This window comes from Pseudomonas beijingensis (assembly GCF_030687295.1).
GTDB lineage: Bacteria > Pseudomonadota > Gammaproteobacteria > Pseudomonadales > Pseudomonadaceae > Aquipseudomonas > Aquipseudomonas beijingensis.
Window position 1 is genome coordinate 2648299 of sequence record NZ_CP117425.1, and the last position, 19540, is coordinate 2667838.

A 19540-nucleotide genomic window follows, 5' to 3' on the forward strand; every position below is an offset into this window, starting at 1 on the left:
ACTGTGGGGGTTGGCTTTAGACCTCCAGCTCCTGAGGGTTTGAGGTCAGACCACTTGCTTCTGCGGCTCCGGCAGGTGGCTCGCGCCCAGCACCGCCGGCAACAATCCCGAGCGCAGGTCCGTGCCGCTCGGCTGCTGGTACAGGTTCAATCCAAACTCCGGCATCACCGCCAGCAGGTAATCGAAAATATCCCCCTGGATGCGCTCGTAGTCCGCCCACGCGGTGGTGCCGGTGAAGCAGTAGATTTCCAGCGGGATGCCCTGGGCGGTGGTTTGCAACTGCCGGACCATGCAGGTCATGTTCGGCTGGATTTCGGGATGGCTTTTCAAATAGGCCAGGGCATAGGCGCGGAAGGTGCCCAGGTTGGTCATCCGCCGACGGTTGGCCGACATCGCCGCGACGTTGCCCTGGGCCTCGTTCCAGGCCTTGAGTTCGGCCTGTTTGCGGCCGATGTAGTCGGTCAGCAGGCGGACTTGGGACAGGCGTTGCTCTTCGTCGTCATGCAGGAAACGCACGCCGCTGGCGTCGATGAACAGGCTGCGCTTGATCCGCCGCCCGCCGGACTGTTGCATGCCGCGCCAGTTCTTGAACGACTCGGACATCAGCCGCCAGGTCGGGATCGAGACGATGGTCTTGTCGAAGTTCTGCACCTTGACCGTGTGCAGGGTGATGTCCACCACGTCACCGTCGGCACCGACCTGGGGCATCTCGATCCAATCGCCGACCCGCAACATGTCGTTGCTGGTCAACTGCACGCTGGCGACGAATGACAACAGCGTGTCCTTGTAGACCAACAAAATCACCGCCGACATCGCACCCAGGCCCGACAGCAGCAACAGCGGCGAACGGTCGATCAGCGTGGCGACGATAATGATCGCGCCAAACACATACAGCACCATCTTCGTCAGTTGCACGTAGCCCTTGATTGAGCGAGTACGCGCGTGTTCGGTGCGTGCGTACACATCCAGCAGGGCGCTGAGCAGGGCACTGAGGCTCAGCACCATGAACAGGATGGTGAACGCCAGGGCGACATTGCCCAGGAAAATCATGCTGGTCTTGCTCAGTTCCGGCACCAGGTGCAGGCCGAACTGGATGATCAGTGACGGCGTCATCTGCGCCAAGCGATGGAAGACCTTGTTGTGGCGCAGGTCGTTGACCCAGTGCAGGGCCGGTTGCCGCCCGAGCAGTTTGGCTGCGTGGAGGATCAGGTAGCGTGCCACCCGCCCGAGCACCAGGGCGATGACTAGCAGCAACATCAGGGCGAGGCTGGAATGCAGGAGCGGGTGCTGGTCAAGGGCACCCCAGAGGTCTTGGAGGTTGACCCAGAGTTGTTTGATGTCCATGGACGAAACGATTCTTCTATAAAGACGCGACGGGAGGATTAGAGCATTTAAGCCCGCTCAAGTGACCGTTGATGCAATAACGGCTGATAAAAATGCACTGATTTACCGCCGTTTGTATAAAGAAACTCGGCCTTCGCGCTCGAAACCGTTACCCTATGCAGCTGTTTTTTTGCATTTCTTCGAGGTAGCACCCGTGTTTTCCCAATTCGCCCTGCACGAACGCCTGCTCAAAGCCGTGGCCGAGCTTAAATTTGTCGAGCCAACGCCGGTGCAGGCAGCGGCTATTCCGCTCGCGCTCCAGGGGCGTGACCTGCGGGTGACGGCGCAAACCGGCAGTGGCAAGACCGCCGCGTTCGTGCTGCCGATCCTCAACCGCCTGATCGGCCCGGCCAAGGTCCGCGTCAGCATCAAGACCCTGATCCTGCTGCCGACCCGTGAACTGGCCCAGCAAACCTTGAAGGAAGTGGAGCGCTTCTCGCAATTCACCTTCATCAAGTCCGGTCTGATCACCGGCGGCGAAGACTTCAAGGTCCAGGCCGCCATGCTGCGCAAGGTGCCGGACATCCTGATCGGCACGCCGGGGCGGATGATCGAGCAACTGAACGCCGGCAACCTCGACCTCAAGGAAGTCGAAGTGCTGGTGTTGGACGAAGCCGACCGCATGCTGGACATGGGCTTTGCTGAAGACGTGCAGCGCCTGGTGGACGAGTGCGTCAACCGCCAGCAGACGATGCTGTTCTCCGCCACCACCGGCGGTTCGGGCCTGCGCGAGATGATCGCCAAGGTGCTGAACAACCCCGAGCACTTGCAGCTCAACGCGGTCAGCCAGCTGAATTCCACCACCCGCCAGCAGATCATCACCGCTGACCACAACCAGCACAAAGAGCAGATCGTCAACTGGTTGCTGGCCAACGAGACCTACGAAAAAGCCATCGTGTTCACCAACACCCGGGCCATGGCCGACCGCATCTACGGCCGCCTGGTGGCCCAGGAATACAAGGCGTTCGTGCTGCACGGCGAGAAAGACCAGAAGGACCGCAAGCTGGCCATCGACCGCCTCAAGCAGGGCGGCGTGAAGATCCTCGTCGCCACCGACGTCGCCGCCCGCGGCCTGGATGTGGATGGCCTGGACATGGTCATCAACTTCGACATGCCCCGCAGCGGCGACGAATACGTGCATCGCATTGGTCGTACTGGCCGCGCCGGCAACGACGGCCTGGCGATCTCGCTGATCTGCCACGGCGACTGGAACCTGATGTCGAGCATCGAGCGCTACCTCAAGCAGAGCTTCGAGCGCCGTACCATCAAGGAAGTCAAAGGCACCTACGGCGGACCGAAAAAGGTCAAGGCGTCGGGCAAGGCTGTCGGCGTGAAGAAGAAAAAGGTCGACGCCAAGGGTGACAAGAAGAAAACCGGCGCCAAGGCCCCGACCAAGCGCAAGACCGCCAACCGCCCGAAGACCGATGCACCATCGCTGGTCAGCAAGGACGGCATGGCCCCGCTCAAGCGCCGCAAGCCAGAGGCGCCGGCGGCTGAGTGAAGCTGCGTTAGCGCTTGCTAAAAAGAACCGGACCTTGAGTCCGGTTTTTTTATGGATAACCGAACCTGACACAAAGCCCCGTGGCGAGGGAGATTTGTGGGAGCAAAGCTTGCTCGCGACACAGACGCCTCGATTTCTGAAAGACCGCATCGCCTTCATCGCGGGCAAGCCTTGCTCCCACAAATCCCCTCGCCACAAAAGCGGGCTGTGCTCGGCTTCGGCTAATCACCCAGCCTTCTTCTCCGCGTTCTTCAGCTCTTCCAGACGCTTATCAATCAACTGGCACTTATCCGGCACATCCTTGCTGGCCGTCTCCATGTCCATTTTCTGCAACTCATCGTTGATTTCCTTGGCCTTGGCCGGGTTCTGCTCGGTGAGCTTGGTCACTTCCTGGGCCAATTGTTCACGCTTGAGGGTCGCTTCCTCAGGCGTGCAAGTGGCCCAGGCGGGCAGGGCGCAGGTGAGGGTGGCGGCGAGGGTGAGTTTCAAGAGGGTTTTCATGGCAGGGCCTCGTATTCCTTGTTGGGCAGGTAATGGGTTGAGGCCGGTGTTGGGGGGAAAGTTCATTGGTTGAGGAGCGATGTGTCCGTTTGGTAGGAGGTTTCCAGCTCTGCGTCGGATCCTTCGTACCTTTGTACCGGAACCATCTGATTTCAGATGAATGGTTCCAGTAATAGCCTCAAAGCCAAATCCATTTAGTTGACGTCAAAATGATGGCTCATTAATATCGCGCCACTATTTTGATGTCACTTTCCGCTCGAGGGATCGAACATGTCCTCACCCGCCTTTTGGGCGAGGTTGTGCGTGGCTTTGCTGTGCCTTTCTCCACTGACCCTGGCTCACGCCGCCCCCACGCCTGGCGACACGGACCTGATCCGCGAGCGACAGAACCGTTTGCTCGAAGAGCAGCGCCGTCGCCTGGAGGAACTCAAAGACCTGCCCGGCAAGGGGGCCAAGCCGAGCCAGCCAACAACACCTGCCAATACCCGCTGCTTCCCCATCAAGACCATTGAACTCAAGGGTGCCGACAGTCTTTCCGCCGGCGAGCGCGAGCAATTGCTCAAACCCTACATCGGCCAATGCCTGGGTGTGACGCAGCTTAACGAGCTGCTCAAAGTCATCACCGACCATTACATCGAAAAGGGCCTGGTCACCAGCCGCGCCTATCTGCCGCAGCAGGACCTGTCCGGCGGGCATCTGAGCGTGTTGGTGGTGGAAGGACGCCTCGAAGGCCTGAAGGGCGCGGAGAACAGCAAACTGTCGGACCGCGAATTGGCGATGGCCTTTCCCGGCAAGACCGGTGACCTGGTCAATCTGCGGGAGATCGAGCAGATGGTAGATCAGCTCAATCGCCTGCCGTCGAACCAGGCAAAGATGGAACTGACCCCCGGTCAGAACGTCGGTGACAGTGAAGTGCGGGTCACCAACGAACTGAAAAAAGCCTTGGCGCGCCGGGTTGTCGCGCAGCAACGACGGCCAGCGCAGCACTGGCGAGCAGCAGTGGGGCAGCAGTTTCGAATGGGACAGCCCGCTGGGCCTGGCCGACCAGTTGATGTTGCGCGGTGGTCACGATGGGATGACTGACCACCAGCACACCTCCCGCAACGCCATGCTCTATTACAACCTGCCGTTTGGCTGGTGGAACGTCAGTTACACCTACAGCCAGAGCGAGTACCGCTCGCAGATCCCGGCCAACGGTTTCAATTTCAAGCAGACCGGCGACAGCCAGAACCATCAGGTGCGGGTCGAGCGGGGTGATCCATCGCGATGCTCTGAGCAAGACCTCTCTCAACACCGGCCTTTCGTACCTGCGCACCAACAACTTCATCGAAGACAGCAAACTCGCCGACAGCAGTAATCGCATCAGCGAGGCGCAGTTCGGCATCAACCATGGCCGGCGGATCGGCAATGCCTTCGTCAACCTCGACTTGGGCCTGCAAAACGGCATCGGCGCCCTTGATGCCCAGGGCGATCACGACCCTGGCCCCGGCCTGCCGAATGCCCGCTACCGCAAATACACCGCGACCCTCAGCTACCTGCAACCGTTCCAGGTGTGGGGTGAGTCCTTCAGCGTCAGCAGCCTGATGACCGGACAGCGCAGCGAGGACGTGTTGTTCAGCCCGCAGCGCATGAGCCTGGGCGGGCAATCGTCGATTCGCGGCTACAAGGATCAGTCGCTGTCTGGCGACAGCGGTGGTTACTGGCGTAACGACCTGCGCTGGAGCCGCCCAGTGACGCTGGAATGGCTGCGCCCGGTGTTCGGCGAATACGGCAGCAGCCTCGGTTATGACCAGGGCGTGATTCGTGGCAATCGCTACAACGGCGACCAGCACGGGCGCATGTCGAGCAACTCGCTGGAGCTGTTCGCCCGCGGTGAGCACCTGAACGCCAGCGTCACCTTCGCCCATTCCCTGGAACGTCCGGATGCCCTGACCGAGCGCGAAGCGCCGATCTACTTCCGCGTGGATGTACTCCTCTAAATTCTGCTGCAACGAGACCTGAACATGGACGATCGCCAATACACTTTCCTGGCCCGCCAACCCTCCGCTGCCCTGCAACCCCGCGAGCAGTTCTGGGGCATGCCAAAGCGCGGCCTGGCGTTCCTGTTGGCCAACGTCATGTTCTGGCAACCGCTGTGGGCCCAGGCCGAGGGTATCGTGGTCAGCGCGCCGGGTACCGGCCTGGACCGGGCGGGCAACGGCGTGCCCATCGTCAACATCGCCAAGCCCAACGGCAGTGGCCTGTCCCATAACAAGTTCACCGACTACAACGTCGGCAGTAACGGCGTGATCCTCAACAACGCCACGTCCCGCACCCAGTCCACGCAACTGGGCGGGATAATCCTCGGCAACCCGAACCTCAACGGTACGGCCGCCAAAGTCATTCTCAACGAAGTCAACGGCGGCAACCCCAGCCAGTTGCGTGGTTACACCGAAGTGGCGGGACAGTCGGCCCACGTCATCGTCGCCAACCCCTACGGCATCACGTGTAATGGCTGTGGCTTCATCAACACGCCCAGGGCAACCTTGACCACGGGCACGCCGATCATTGAAAACGGCCAGGTGGGTCGCTATCAGGTGGACCAGGGCAGCGTCTCGATTGAAGGCGCGGGTCTGAACGCCAACAACGTCGACCGCTTCGAAATCATCACCCGCAGCGCCAGGATCAACGCCGAGATCCAGGCCAAGAACCTGACCATCGTCGCCGGGCGCAACGACGTTAACGCCAATACCCTCGACGCCACCGCCCGCGCCGATGACGGCAGCGCCAAGCCTGAACTGGCCATCGACTCTTCGGCATTGGGGGGTATGTACGCCGGCGCGATCAAACTGGTGGGCACCGAAGCCGGGGTTGGGGTGAAGCTGGACGGCAAACTGATCGCCAGCGGCGGCGACATCCAGCTCGATGCCAACGGCCGCCTGAGCCTGGCCGAGACCTCGGCCAGCGGCGCCATCAACGTCAAGGCCGCCAGCCTCGATGCTCGCGGGGCGGTCTATGCCGGCACCACCCTGAACGCCCAGACCCAGGGCAACTTGAGCAACCAGCAAACCCTCGCGGCGCGGGACAGCATCACGCTGAATGCGGGTGGGCAACTGAGCAACAACGGCATCATCGAAGCCGGAGTCAATGCGGATAACACCCGCAATGCGACGGGGGATGTGAGCGTTACGGCGCAGAGCCTGAACAATAACGGCAAAAGCATCGTCGCCAGCCGCAACCTGACGGCCAACGTCACGCAGACCCTGAACAACCAAGGCGGAACCTTGAGTGCCGGGCAAACCACGACGATCAAGGCCGGGACCCTGGACAATCAAAACAAGGGCAGGGTGCTGAGCAGCAACACCCTGAACATCACCGCCGATAAGCTCATCAACGCCCAAGGCCTTGTCAGCAGCAACGGCACCCTGACGGCCAACGTCGGGCAGTTGAACAACAGCAGCGGCGAACTCAGCAGCTTGAGCAACGTCACGTTGCGCGTTGCCTCGCTGGATAACGTGGCGGGTCTGGTGGCGGCGGGGCAGATGCTCGACATCAATGCCAGCGGCCAGGTGAACAATCGGAGCGGGCGTCTCTCTGCAAGCAAAAGCGTTCAGTTGACGGCGGCGTCACTGGACAATACGGCAGGCCGATTGCTCAGTGACGGTGCGCTCACCGCCAGCATTTCTGCCCAGTTGCTCAATCAGGCCGGGTTGTTGTCATCGGCGGGCCTGTTGACCCTCAACGCGGCGAGTCTGGATAACCGCCAGGGCGGTGTCGTTACCACCACCCAGGCAGCCAACCTCAACGTCGGCACGCTGGATAACCGCGACGGCGAAGTGTCGAGCCAGGGCGTGCTGGCCCTGGTCGGCACCGAACTGGACAACAGCGATAGCGGCAAGCTGATTGCCTATGGCGACCTGCGCCTGACCCTTGAACGCCTGACCAACCAGACCAAGGGATTGATTTCTACTCGGGCAGCCTTGGCAATCGACGCGCAACGACTGGATAACCGCCAGGGAGCGCTTTATGCACAGCAAGGGCTGAATCTGAACCTGGGCGGGCCACTGCTCAACGCCCAGGGCAGCGTGAAAAGCGACACCACCGCCAACCTCAAGGCAGCCGAGATGAATAACGACGGCGGCCAGATCTCCAGCATCGGTGCGTTGAGCGTCGACAGCGCGGGTGCTCTGAGCAATGTCGGCGGCAATGTGATCGGCAGTGACACGTTGCTATTGAAGGCCGGCCAGGTGAATAACGCCGCCGGTCGTATCGCCAGCGCAAAAGCCCTGGACGCCAGTGTCACCGGTCTCGATCAACAGAACGGCCAATTGTTCAGCAACACCAGCCTGTCCCTCGACCTCAACCATGGGCAGTTGAATAACCAGGGCGGGCTGATCAACGCCCCGGGCAGTCTGTTGTTGAAGAACTTGGCGGCGGTGAACAACCGCGACGGCGAAATCTCTAGCGACCAGGCGTTCAGCCTGAATGCCACGAGCCTGGACAACCGCGCCGGTTCGATCGTCAGCCAGCAGCGTCTCGATCTGGTCGTTGCCCAGGCCTTGAATAACGCCAAAGGCCTGATCTCGGCCAACGGCCTTAACGCGCGTGCTGCCAGCCTGGACAACAGCGGCGGCAATCTGGGCAGCGATGCAGACCTGAGCGTAAACGTCGAGGGCACGTTGACCAACCTTGACGGCGAAATCTCCAGCGCGGGCCTGACCCGGCTCAACGCGATGGCCTTGAATAACAGCAACGGCCAGGTACTGGGCGACAGCGCCTTGAGCATCGATCTTGGTGGCGCGCTGGACAACCGCAATGGCGTGCTCGGTTCGGGCAAGGCTGTGGCTATCAAGGCGGCCAGCCTGAACAACAGCAACGGCGGCCAATTGATCAGCGATGGCAGCCTGACCACTCGCATCAGCGGTTTGCTGGACAATCAGAACCAAGGCCAAGTGCTTGCCAAAGGCGCGATTGACCTGCAAACCGGCCATCTCGATAACCGCGGTGGCCGCTTGGCCGGCAACGACCTGCTGACCTTGCGCAGCGATTCGCTCGACAACCGTGGCGGTAGCATCCGTGCCGACAAGGCGCTGCAATTGACGGTCGATCAACTGGATAACCGTGACAACGGCGTCATCACCGGCAAAAGCAGCGTCACCTTCGAAGGCTCGCGCCTGGACAACAGTGCGGGTCTGCTGACCAGCGTAGGTCCGTTGATGTTGAAGGCCGCTGAAGTGCAGAACGGCCTCGGTCGTATCTCCAGCCAAACCGACCTCACCGCCGTTATCGATACCCTGCAACAACAGGGCGGTGCGCTGGTGGCCCAAGGCAATTTGAGCCTGACCGGCAAGACGCTCGATAACCGCAACGGCGGTTTGGTCGGCACCACAAAAGCGCTGGATCTGCAGGTCGGGCAGATCGATAACCGCGCAGGCGAACTCTCCGCAGGTCTTGGCCTTAAGGTAGGCGGCCAGCGCCTGGACAACAGCGAGGGCGGCAAACTCATTGCCGGCACTGACCTGGAAGTGAAAGTCGCAGAGCTGATCAACCAGAGCAAAGGCCTGCTCCACGCCCGAGGCCACATGAGCCTGAGCGGCACCACGCTGGACAATAGCGAAGGCGTGCTCAACAGCCTCAACGGCTTGGTGATCACTCTCGATAACGCCCTGTTGAACCACAAAGGGTTGATCAGCAGCGAAGGCGAGTTGCGTGTCGGCGCTGGCAGTCTCGATAACACCACGGGCAGCCTGAGCAGCGCCGCTCTGTTGTCGATCATCAGTGCTGGCGCGTTGATCAACCAGGGGGGCTCCATCAGCACCGACGCCGGGCTGACCCTCGAAAGCGCCAGCCTGGATAACAGCCAAAAAGGCCTGGTCTCGGGCAAAGACGCGACCCAAGTCACCACTGGTGTCCTCAACAACAGCCAGGGCGGGCGCCTGACCTCGGGCACTACGCTCACGCTCAACGCCACGCAGGTGAATAACGCCGCAGGCCGTATTGCCAGCAGCCAGGCGTTGACCGCGTCGGTCACCGGGCTGGATCAACAGCAAGGTGAATTGTTCAGCAACACCCGCCTGAGCCTGGACTTGAACCACGGCCAGTTGAACAACCAGGGCGGCCTGATCAACGCCACGGGTGCGTTGCTGCTGAGCAACCTCAAGGACGTCAACAACCAGGGCGGGGAAATCTCCAGCCAGCAAGCCTTCACGCTGACCACGCACAACCTCGATAACAGCGGCGGTAAATTGCTGAGCAGCCAAGGCCTGATACTGAGAACCGCCCAGGTGCTCAACAACGCCCGCGGCGTGATCTCTGCAAAGTCCATGGACAGTCGCAGCGACAGCCTGGACAACCGCGATGGCCTGATCAGCAGTCGTGACCGCCTCGACTTGAATGTTGCAACCGTGCTCGACAACCAACGCGGCTCGTTGATTGCCGACGGTGCGCTGCTGCTGGTTGCCGATCGCCTGGACAACCGTGCCGGGAATATCGCCGGCAAGACCGCGCTCGATGCCACCCTCGACAGTTTCGATAACCGCCAGGGCACGCTGATCAGCACCGATGCCTTGACGCTGAAAGCCGCCAGCCTCGACAACCGTCAGGCCGGCCTTATCGGCGCGACAAAAGCGCTGGATCTCGACGTTGACGATCTCGACAACCGTGGCGGTGAGCTCTCGGGCAACGCGGACGTCACGCTGGTCAGCCAGAACCTCGACAACAGCGACGGCGGCCAGGTGTTCGCCGGGCAAGCGCTGAAACTGACCGCGGATAAGCTGCTCAACCGCACCAAGGGCCTGCTCAGTGCCAAGACCGGGTTGGAGCTGGACGGCGGCTCCCTCGACAACAGCGGCGGCTACCTGATCAGCCAACAGAACCAGCGCATCCACCTGAGCCGCGATCTGCTCAACACCCAAGGCCAACTCAGCAGCGAAGGCACGCTGAATGTCAGCGCCGCCAACCTGACCAACACCGGCGGCAGCCTGTCCAGCGCGGCGGACCTGACCGTGCACAGTCGGGGGCGTCTCGACAACCAAGGCGGCGAACTGGTCACCGACGGCGCGTTGCTGCTCACCAGCGCGGCACTGGACAATCGTCAGCAGGGCAACATCAGCGCTAAAGGCGCGATAAATGTCACCACCGGTGCGTTCGACAACAGCCAGAAGGGGCGGCTCAACAGTGGCAGCACGCTGAACCTCACGGCCGCCCAGGTCACCAACCAGGAGGGCGGGCGCATCGGCAGTCAAGGCGCATTGACCGCGTCGGTTTCCGGCCTGGATCAACAGGGCGGTCAACTGTTCAGCAACACTTCGCTGAGCCTGGACATGAACAATGGCCAGCTCAACAACCAGGGCGGCTTGATCAACGCCCCCGGCACGTTGCTGCTGAAAAACCTCAACGGCGTGAACAACCAGGGCGGCGAAATCTCCAGCGCCCAAGCCTTCACCCTGACGGCTAAAAACCTCACCAACGATGGCGGCCGGCTGCTCAGCAACCAGGGTCTGACCCTGCGCGTCGCCCAGGCGCTGAACAACGTCAAAGGCATGATCGGTGCGACGAGCGTCGATGCCCATGCTCAAAGCCTGAGCAACAACGGCGGCACGCTCACCAGCCGTGGCAATCTGCTCCTGACGGTCGATCAGCAACTGGATAACCAAGCCCAGGGCCTGATCAGCGCCGCGCAATTGCTCACGCTCAACAGCGGCGGCCTGAACAACCAGGGCGGCAGTGTGCTGGCGGGTGGTGCTTTGGTCCTCAATGCCATGGCCTTGAACAACAGCGCCAATGGGCTGATCAATGCCCAGGGTGACCTCACCCTCCAGGCCGATTCCCTGGACTCCAGCAATGGCGGCGAAGTGTCGGCCAAGGGCGACATCAACCTGACCCTGGCGGCGCTGACGCAAAACGGCGGGCGTCTGCTGGGCGATAAAGCCGTCACGCTGAACCTGGGCGGCCATGACCTGAACAATCGTAATGGCTTGATCACCGCTAAAGGTCCGTTGACCCTCAACGGCCTGCGCGACTTGAATAACCAGGGCGGTGAAGTTTCCAGCAGCCAAAGCTTCACCCTGGCCGGACGCACTCTCGATAACACCGGCGGCAAGCTGATCAGCAGCAACCTGCTTAGTCTCAACTCCACCAGTATGGTCAACCAGAACGGCTTGATCTCTGGATGGCAAGGCTTGCAGGTCAACGGTTCCAGTCTTGATAACCGCAACAACGGCACGCTCTCCAGTCGCAATGGCGACGTCGGCGTCACCCTCAGCGGAGCACTGCTCAACAGTGGGGCCGGTGCGCTGGTCGGCCAGAAAAAACTCACCCGTCAGCGCCGCCAGCCTGGATAACCGTGGCGGGATTCTGTCCAGCGGCGGCGACCAGACCTTGACCGTCACTGGCGGTTTGCTGAACAACGCCCAAGGCGGCTTGATCGACAGCGGCGCCCTTCTGGTCATGAACGCCATGACCCTGGGCAACGCCGGCGGTACTGTCAACGCGCAAAAAGCCTTGAACTTCACCGGCACCTCCCTGGACAACAGCGGCGGTAGCCTGATCGGCAACGCTGCCGTGACCCTGGGTCTCAAGGGGGCTTTGGACAACCACGGTGCCAAGCTTGCCAGCGCTGGCCCGTTGACGGTTCAGGGTGCGACCGCGATCAACAACCAAGGCGGTCAATTGGTTAGCCAGGGCGAAATGACCCTGGGCACCGGCAGCCTGGACAACAGCAATACCGGCACCATCGCCGCAAAAAATGCGCTGGCGATCACTGCCTCCGGAGCCGTGCAGAACCACAGCAACGGCCTGATCTACAGCCAGACGGCCGACGTTGCACTCAATGCCGCGAGCCTTGCCAACGGCCAGGGCGAGATGCAAGGCCAGACCGGCTTGAGTCTTGAACTGCGCGCAGGCCTGGACAACCAGGGCGGTAAGCTCATCGCCCAAACCGGCGATGTCAACCTGACCGCGGCCAACATCGACAACCGTGGCGGCACCCTCGCCAGCCTCAAGGACGCCCTTGTGGCGAGAACCGTGGGCGTGCTGCGTAACGGCTTCGATGTGAACAACAAGGGCGGCGTGATCCAAGGCCAACGCCTGGACCTGCGCGCCTTGGCCGGGCTGAACAACAACGGTGGTCGGATCGCCGCGCAGGCCGGCGATGTCGTCATCGACACCGCCAGCCTGAACAACCGCAGCGGCGGTCTCTACGCCTCTGGGCTGATCAAGGTCGCCGGCACCGGTGCCAGCCTGGACAACACCGCCGGCCAGCTCGCTGGCAACGCTATCCATTTGGATCTGGACGGCGCCCTGACCAACCGTGGCGGCATTCTGGAAAGCGACAGCACCTTGGTGGTCAGCGCCGCCAGCGTCGATAACCAGACCGGCCAACTGCGTGCCCTAGGGGGCGCTGGCAAAACCGATTTCCAGATCGGCAGTCTCTTCGACAACCGTAACGGCAAGCTGGAAAGCGCCAACAATCACCTGACCCTATCCGCCAACAGCTTCCTCAACAGCGGCGGCCAATTGCTGCATCTGGGCGACGGTACATTCGACATTTCCCTGGCCAACGTCACTGGCGCCGGCGGCGATATCGTCACCCGTGGCGGCCTGACGCTCAAAGCCGACACCTGGACCAATACCAGCGCCATCCAGGCCGGACGGCTGACGGTCGACGTCAACAACTTCACCCAGACTGCGACCGGGCAATTGCTGGCTTCGACGCAACTGGAAGGTAAGGGCGGGAACTGGGTTAACAACGGGTTGATCGCCAGTGATGGTGGCATGGGCTTGCAGTTGACCGGGCGGTACAGCGGCAATGGCCGAGTCACCAGCCTGGGCGACATGACGGTAGACGCTGCTGCGATCGACTTGAGCAGCGTGGCGAGTATGACCGGCGGCGGAACTACGACGATCGGTGGGCACGGCGGCCTGGGCAGCCTGAGCAACTACGGGCGGCTGACGTCGGCGGGTGCGCTGAATATCAATGCGGGCACCGTCAATAACTACGGAACGGTTGCCGGTGCGGATGGATTGAAGTTGACGGCTTCGACCTTGCTGAATGATCAAGGTGGGTTCTTGTTCAGCGGTGGGGACATGAAGCTGCGGGCGGGAAGTTTTACCAACCGTAAGTCGGATGTTTATGCGTTAGGGAACATTGATGTAGCGCGCAATGACCTGGGGGGACGGTCGGCGTTGATGGAGAATGATTCGGGCACCATGGAGAGTGGGCGGGATTTTTCTATTAATGCGGATTCTATTATTAATAAACGGGGGGATTTTAAGACTGAGGCGGAGTTGTATTCTTCTGCTATAGGGGTCCGGTGTTATAGCTGCGTTACATTGCCGGCTTCCTGGGGTGATAGACCCGATTATCATTTTGTTTTTGAGGAGAAATATAAAGTCAAAGTCGTGGAGGGTGAAAGCTCCAGTGCGGCCTCTATATCGTCAGGTATGAATTTAATTGTAAAGGGTGATTATTTTTTAAATTATAATTCGTCAGTCTCAGCCAAAAACAATATAACCATCGATGTCTCGAAATTTGAGAATTCCGGGACGGCGTTAGGTGATTATGTTAGTCAAAAATATTATGCGGATCAAGGCAGTAGTTTTCGTGATAGAGCTGATCGTTGGTGGGATTTAGTTAATTACAATATTTATAATGATGCTGAATATAATAAAAATATTCATTTCTGGAACGTAGCGGGCGTTGAATCTATGGTTCAACCGAAGCTCACAGTAGTCGGGAATGGAAGTGGTCAGGAGCCTGATCGTTATCAGATTTTTGGTCCGGCTGTTTTGGAGCTTGGGACTTCTGGCGCACGAATTGATCCAGTTGTATTTGGTGTCTCTCAATACGCAAACGGAATCAGAACGGAGGTTCCAGATTTTATAAAAAGCGCTACTCCATTTAATCAAATAGTTATTTCATCTACCTCGGCTGATAACTTTTCCCCAGCTATCATCCAAGCCGGCGGCAACGTCTCAATTACCGCAACAAACAAAATCACCAACGGTGTGGAGCGGCCATTCTCCACCGGCATAACAACTTCGTCCCGCAACACCACAACCGCCGCTTCAGGCTCAGGCAAAACCACGGTCGTGACCCTGAACAGCCAACTCCCACCGGACTTGGCCCAGCAACAAATAAACCCCCTGACACTTCCCGGTTTCAGCCTCCCCACGGGGCAAAACGGCCTGTTCCGGCTGAGCGGGCAGGGCGCCAGTGACGCGCCAGTCTCCCAGACGCCGGCCGTGTCGCAGAACTGGACAATCGGCGGCGCCAGCGTGAGCGCATCGAATCGATCCACCGCCGCTCCAACCGCTAATGTGCGCGACATCCAGATCACCGATGTCACCCAGGTTTCCGCCGCCGAACGACAGGTGCAGTTGTTGAATCGTGATAGCGGCGGTGTCACCGCCGGCGCGTCCGCCATTCAGGTCACCGCCCCAACGGACTCATCCACAGGCACGCCGCAACTGCCAGGGCATTCCCTTGACGGCACCATCACCCGTGGTGCCGACATTGCGCTGGATACTTCGGGCACTCCACCGATCGGCGTCAGTCGCCCAACCGACGCCTCGGTAAGCGCGCCAGTGCCTGTCGCCGGCCAAACGGTGGCGCGGGTCACGGGGCTGCCCAGCGCAACCGTGACTTCCAAACCGCAAAAGTACCTGATCGAGACCAATCCGGTCCTCACCGACCTCAAGTCATTCACGAGTTCGGATTATCTGCTGACAAAACTCGGTTACGACGCGGACACCAGCGCCAAGCGGTTGGGTGACGGCTTGTTCGAACAACGTCTGATCCAACAGGCCGTCGTCGCCCGCACCGGCCAACGCTTCATCGACGGCCAGACCTCCGACGAGGCGATGTTCAAGTACCTGATGAACAACGCCATCGCCAGCAAGGACGCACTCAACCTGTCGGTAGGCGTCACCCTCACCGCCCAACAAGTCGCCGCCCTGACCCATGACATCGTCTGGCTCGAAGAGCACGAAGTGAACGGCGAAAAGGTGCTGGTGCCGGTGCTGTATATGGCCCAGGCCAATAATCGTCTGGCGCCTAATGGGGCGTTGATTGCCGGTCAGAACGTTACGTTGATTGCCGGCAAGGATCTTGAAAACGCCGGCACGCTTCGGGCTACGAAAAACCTCTCCGCATCCGCTGGCGAGAACCTGACCAACAGCGGATTGATTGAAGCCGGCAACCGTCTCGACCTGTTGGCCGGCAACAACATCGTCAATAAATCCGGCGGCATCATCGCCGGGCGTGACATCAGCATGAATGCGATAGTTGGCGACATAATCAACGAGCGCACGTTGACCACCGCAAGTATCAGCAACAAGGGTCATACCCAACGGCAGGACTACGCGGATAACGCCTCGCGTATCGAGGCGGCCAACGACCTGACCATGGGCGTCGGTCGAGACGTCAACAGCGTTGGCAGCGTCATGGTCAGCGGCCGCGATACGCAAATCGATGCAGGACGGGATGTGAATATCGTCTCTGCGCAGCAACAGACCTCCAATACCGGTGGTACCCGTAGAAGTTCAATCTCCCAACTGGGCTCGGAGGTGGATGCGGGTCGCGATGTCACTGTGAACGCAGGTCGAGACTTCAACGCCATCGCGAGCCAGATCAGTGCCGACCGCAATGTAGCCTTGGCCGCCGACGAGAACATGACAATCTCTTCTGGCGCTAACGAAACACACTCTTACTACAAGTCGAAAAAAGTCACGGCCCAAGAGGACCACGTCAAACAGATCGGCAGCGCTATCAGTGCGGGTGGTGACGTGAAGTTGAATGCTGGAAAAGATATGGCGCTGATCTCCAGCCGTATCAACGCCGGTGACGAAGCTTATCTGGTGGCTGGAGAAAACCTGGCGCTTCTGGCCGCACAGGACAGCGACTATTCGCTGTATGAGAAAAAGAAGAAGGGCAGTTGGGGGAAGAAACAGAGCCGGCGTGATGAGCTGACCAAGGTGACTCATGTGGGGAGTGAGATCACCACTGGGGGCGATCTGACATTGGTTTCCGGTGAAGATCAGCATTATCAGGTAGCCAAGCTGAACAGTGGCAATGACCTGACGATACAAAGTGGAGGCTCGATTACCTTCGAAGGTGTGAAGGATCTGCAAAAAGAAGACCATTCAAAAAGCAAAAGCAGCATGGCCTGGAGTTCGATGTCGGGCAAAGGTCACACCGACGAAACTCTGCGTCAGACACAGATGGTCGCTGCCGGCGCCATCACGATCAAAGCTGTCGATGGGTTGAACATTGATCTCAAACAGGTCAACCAAGACACCGTCCACCAGTCGATCAAGGCGATGGTCGACGCAGACCCGCAACTGGCGTGGTTGGCTGAAGCTGAGAAGCGTGGTGACGTGGATTGGCGGCAGGTCAAGGAAGTTCATGACTCCTATAAGTACAGCCACTCCGGCATGGGGCCGGCTGTGCAGATGATTATTGCGATCCTCGTCGTGTACTTCACTGCGGGTGCCGCCAGCGGTCTGATCGGCACTATGGCCGGAAGCACCGCAGCTGCCGGTTCAGGTACCGCCTTTGCAGCAGCCGGAACAGCCACCGCATCGGCAGTAGCCGGCGGCGCTGCAGCCGGGTCAACAGTGGCCGCCGGTTGGGCGAACGTGGCGCTCACGGCTATCGCAACGGGCGCTGCGAGCAATGCAACCGTGAGTTTCATTAATAACGGCGGCAACTTGGGAGCGGTATTCAAGGATGTGACTTCTGCGGATGCCTTGCGTGGTTATGTGGTGTCCGGTGTTACAGCAGGATTAACCGCCAGCATCTTCGACAAGATGACCAATACCACCACCACCGTGGAGGGCGCCTTGCCTAACGCAGGCAAGGTAGTGGCCCAAGGTGGCCTGTCGAGCCTGGAAGGAATCGGTCGGTTCGGCGCTAACCAATTGCTGCAGAACGGTACCTCAACCCTGCTGGATCGAGCGCTTGGTGGTGACAGCCAGTTCGATAACGCCCTGCGTAGCAGTTTGGCGAACACCTTTGCTGCGGCGGGATTCAATCTCGTTGGGGATCTTGGCAAGAAATTCGATTTGAAAGAAGGGGGGCTGGCCAAGGTTGGCTTGCACGCGGTCATGGGCGGACTGGCCGCTGAGGCGGCTGGCGGTGATTTCAAGACTGGCGCATTAGCCGCCGGCTTGAACGAGACTCTGGTTGATACTCTGGCCAAGCAGTACGAGGGCATGCAGCCCGAGCAGAAGCAAAAGCTTCTGGTGATGAACTCTCAACTGATCGGGGTGCTCGCGGCGGCGGCAGCCGGCGGCAATGCGGCAGACTTGCAAACCGGTTCATGGGCTGCGCAGAACAGTACGCAATACAACCGTCAGCTGCACCCGGATGAAATCGAATTTGCCAGCGATAAAGAGCGCGTAAAACGATACGCGGCGCAGAATGGCTTAACCGAAGAAAAAGCACAGCAGGAACTGCTACGCACCGCCGCTGCCATGGTAGACCGTGGTTGGGACAGCGTGCTGACGGAGGGCAAGACGGCGAGGGCAGCTGATTATCTTCGAGTGGAGTTGAATCAGTACAAGAACGACAGTTTGTTCAAGGTGTCGTTGGCCGATTACAACAATGAGCGTGTTGGCTTGGTCGAGTTGTTCAAAGACAAGACTTCACTCGAAAAAATGCTCAAGAACGTTGCATTGGTTGATCCGCTGGACTACCGGACCGATGCACGCTACATGCGTGAAGTGCTTGATGCCAAGGGGCGAGGAAGCCAGGAAGGATTCGCCTTGGCAGTGGAGGGCATGGCAAGCGGTCCGTCGAAGGCGGCGCTTTGGGCAATGGGAGCGGCCAACTGTCCTAGCTGTGCAGCGGCTGATGTGCAGGAGGCCTGGAACTCAGTATTGAAGATTCCAGAGGAGCTTCGTCTGAAGGGCTTTCTGGACAATCTGCATATCATGCAGGGCGGCGGTGCTGGGGTTGTACAGTCGAATGAGGCATCCAGCACCGCGATTGGTATTGGTATTGGGGTTGCGTTGGAGGGTGGGCTTGTCTCCGGGAAAACGCCTAAATCCACGCTCGACGGTACAAAAGGCGGTTCTCCAGAAACAGTCACCTATTTCAGAGTTGAGGGGGGCGGATCGGGAACACAATCCAGCCAGTACCGCATTAGCGCAAATGATGATGGAACCATCACCATCAATCCTGGTTGCGCGGGCCAACTTTGTGTGAGCGTTGGTAATGCTGAGCACGCCACTTACTATTTGACGAACAGACGACCTGATGGATCTGTAGTAGTCTTCGACGTTGACGCAGCTCTTCATAAGGAAATCATGGATCGAGTAATTCCCCAGCGGCCCGTCGATGGAATTCCGAGGGATCCTGATGCACCGAAGAGGGTAGACAAAAATCAGCCCGGTTACTCCCTCGAGTTACCCAAGATGTGGGAGTCGCTACTCGAAAAGAATTCGAGTAACGCCCGTGTTTATACACAGGATGAATTTTTGAAGGAGTTCAAGCAATGACGGTGAAACAGTCAATTCTTGATGATCTTTGGAATGGAGAAAAAAGTATCTGCTTTTTTGTGCACTCTGGAAAATGTTATTGGGTTGTAGATGAGAAGTATAATTTCTCCCTTGATGCGGAAAAAGACTATCGTGCCTACCTTGAAGATGGAGATATAACCCAGGAACAATACGAGCAGTCTTGCAAAAATTTTAGAGGCGGTATTCTGAAAATGACGGCGGAAAATTTTCCGCAGTACCTAGAAAGGTCAAGTGAAAAAATCCTGTCTTCAAGCGATTTAAATAATTTTATAGAGGCGGATTGTGAGGTTTTTGAAAAAATTGAACATTATTTCTTAACTGGCGAAGGTTTGAGCCCGGATCTCTTTAAGCGGGCCAATATTATTCATTCCAGATTTCCCAGGTTCTACATAAATTTTGACAGAAAAATTTTTATGCACATGGATGACGTGCGTGCTCATGAAAGTCTGGCTTATTCGGACTGGGTCGCTCAATGCTTTGATTTTAGCTTTTTGATCCCGGCTCGCGAGCGGTACTGGGTAGTGGCGGGTAATGATTATTGGAAGCTTAGATTTGTATAAGTAAAAGCAGAAGTAACGGGGGCACGTTATCAGTGCAGCTAATTAGAAGCAGAATGTTGGTTATCCCTGAGACTGCCGTTTTGATTTATTGTTT

At 59.0% G+C, this 19540-nt stretch carries 6 protein-coding genes and 1 pseudogene; 5 read left to right on the top strand and 2 right to left on the bottom strand.

The window, feature by feature from the left end:
* Positions 1–45 precede the first annotated feature (45 nt).
* Positions 46–1344, bottom strand: coding sequence for a mechanosensitive ion channel family protein (locus PSH84_RS12085; protein ID WP_439653593.1), 1299 nt, complete (start codon positions 1342–1344; stop codon positions 46–48).
* Between the two features lie 193 nt (positions 1345–1537).
* Here PSH84_RS12085 and PSH84_RS12090 point away from each other — a divergent pair, with 193 nt between their 5' ends.
* Positions 1538–2884, top strand: a complete 1347-nt coding sequence (locus PSH84_RS12090) for a DEAD/DEAH box helicase (protein WP_060738709.1) — start codon at positions 1538–1540, stop codon at positions 2882–2884.
* A gap of 225 nt (positions 2885–3109) precedes the next feature.
* Here the strand turns inward: PSH84_RS12090 and PSH84_RS12095 are convergent, their stop codons facing one another.
* On the bottom strand, positions 3110–3385 hold the full coding sequence (locus PSH84_RS12095; protein ID WP_305470189.1) for a hypothetical protein: 276 nt from the start codon (positions 3383–3385) through the stop codon (positions 3110–3112).
* A 270-nt stretch (positions 3386–3655) separates the two neighbouring features.
* On the opposite strand from PSH84_RS12095, the pseudogene PSH84_RS12100 reads away from it, so the two are divergent.
* The 4 genes and pseudogenes from PSH84_RS12100 to PSH84_RS12110 all read left to right on the top strand — a co-directional run bounded on the left by PSH84_RS12100 (position 3656) and on the right by PSH84_RS12110 (position 19446).
* A pseudogene (locus PSH84_RS12100) lies at positions 3656–5364 on the top strand (ShlB/FhaC/HecB family hemolysin secretion/activation protein).
* Positions 5365–5388: 24 nt separating this feature from the next.
* Positions 5389–11706: a two-partner secretion domain-containing protein gene (locus tag PSH84_RS29005; protein WP_439800558.1), complete on the top strand. Its 6318-nt coding sequence runs from the start codon at positions 5389–5391 to the stop codon at positions 11704–11706.
* Positions 11654–18865, top strand: a complete 7212-nt coding sequence (locus tag PSH84_RS29010) for a DUF637 domain-containing protein (RefSeq protein ID WP_439800559.1) — start codon at positions 11654–11656, stop codon at positions 18863–18865. Before PSH84_RS29005 ends, PSH84_RS29010 begins: the two co-directional genes overlap by 53 nt.
* Complete coding sequence (locus PSH84_RS12110; RefSeq protein ID WP_305470195.1) at positions 18862–19446, top strand: hypothetical protein; 585 nt, start codon at positions 18862–18864, stop codon at positions 19444–19446. The genes PSH84_RS29010 and PSH84_RS12110 overlap by 4 nt, the downstream gene beginning before the upstream one ends.
* Positions 19447–19540: the final 94 nt, after the last annotated feature.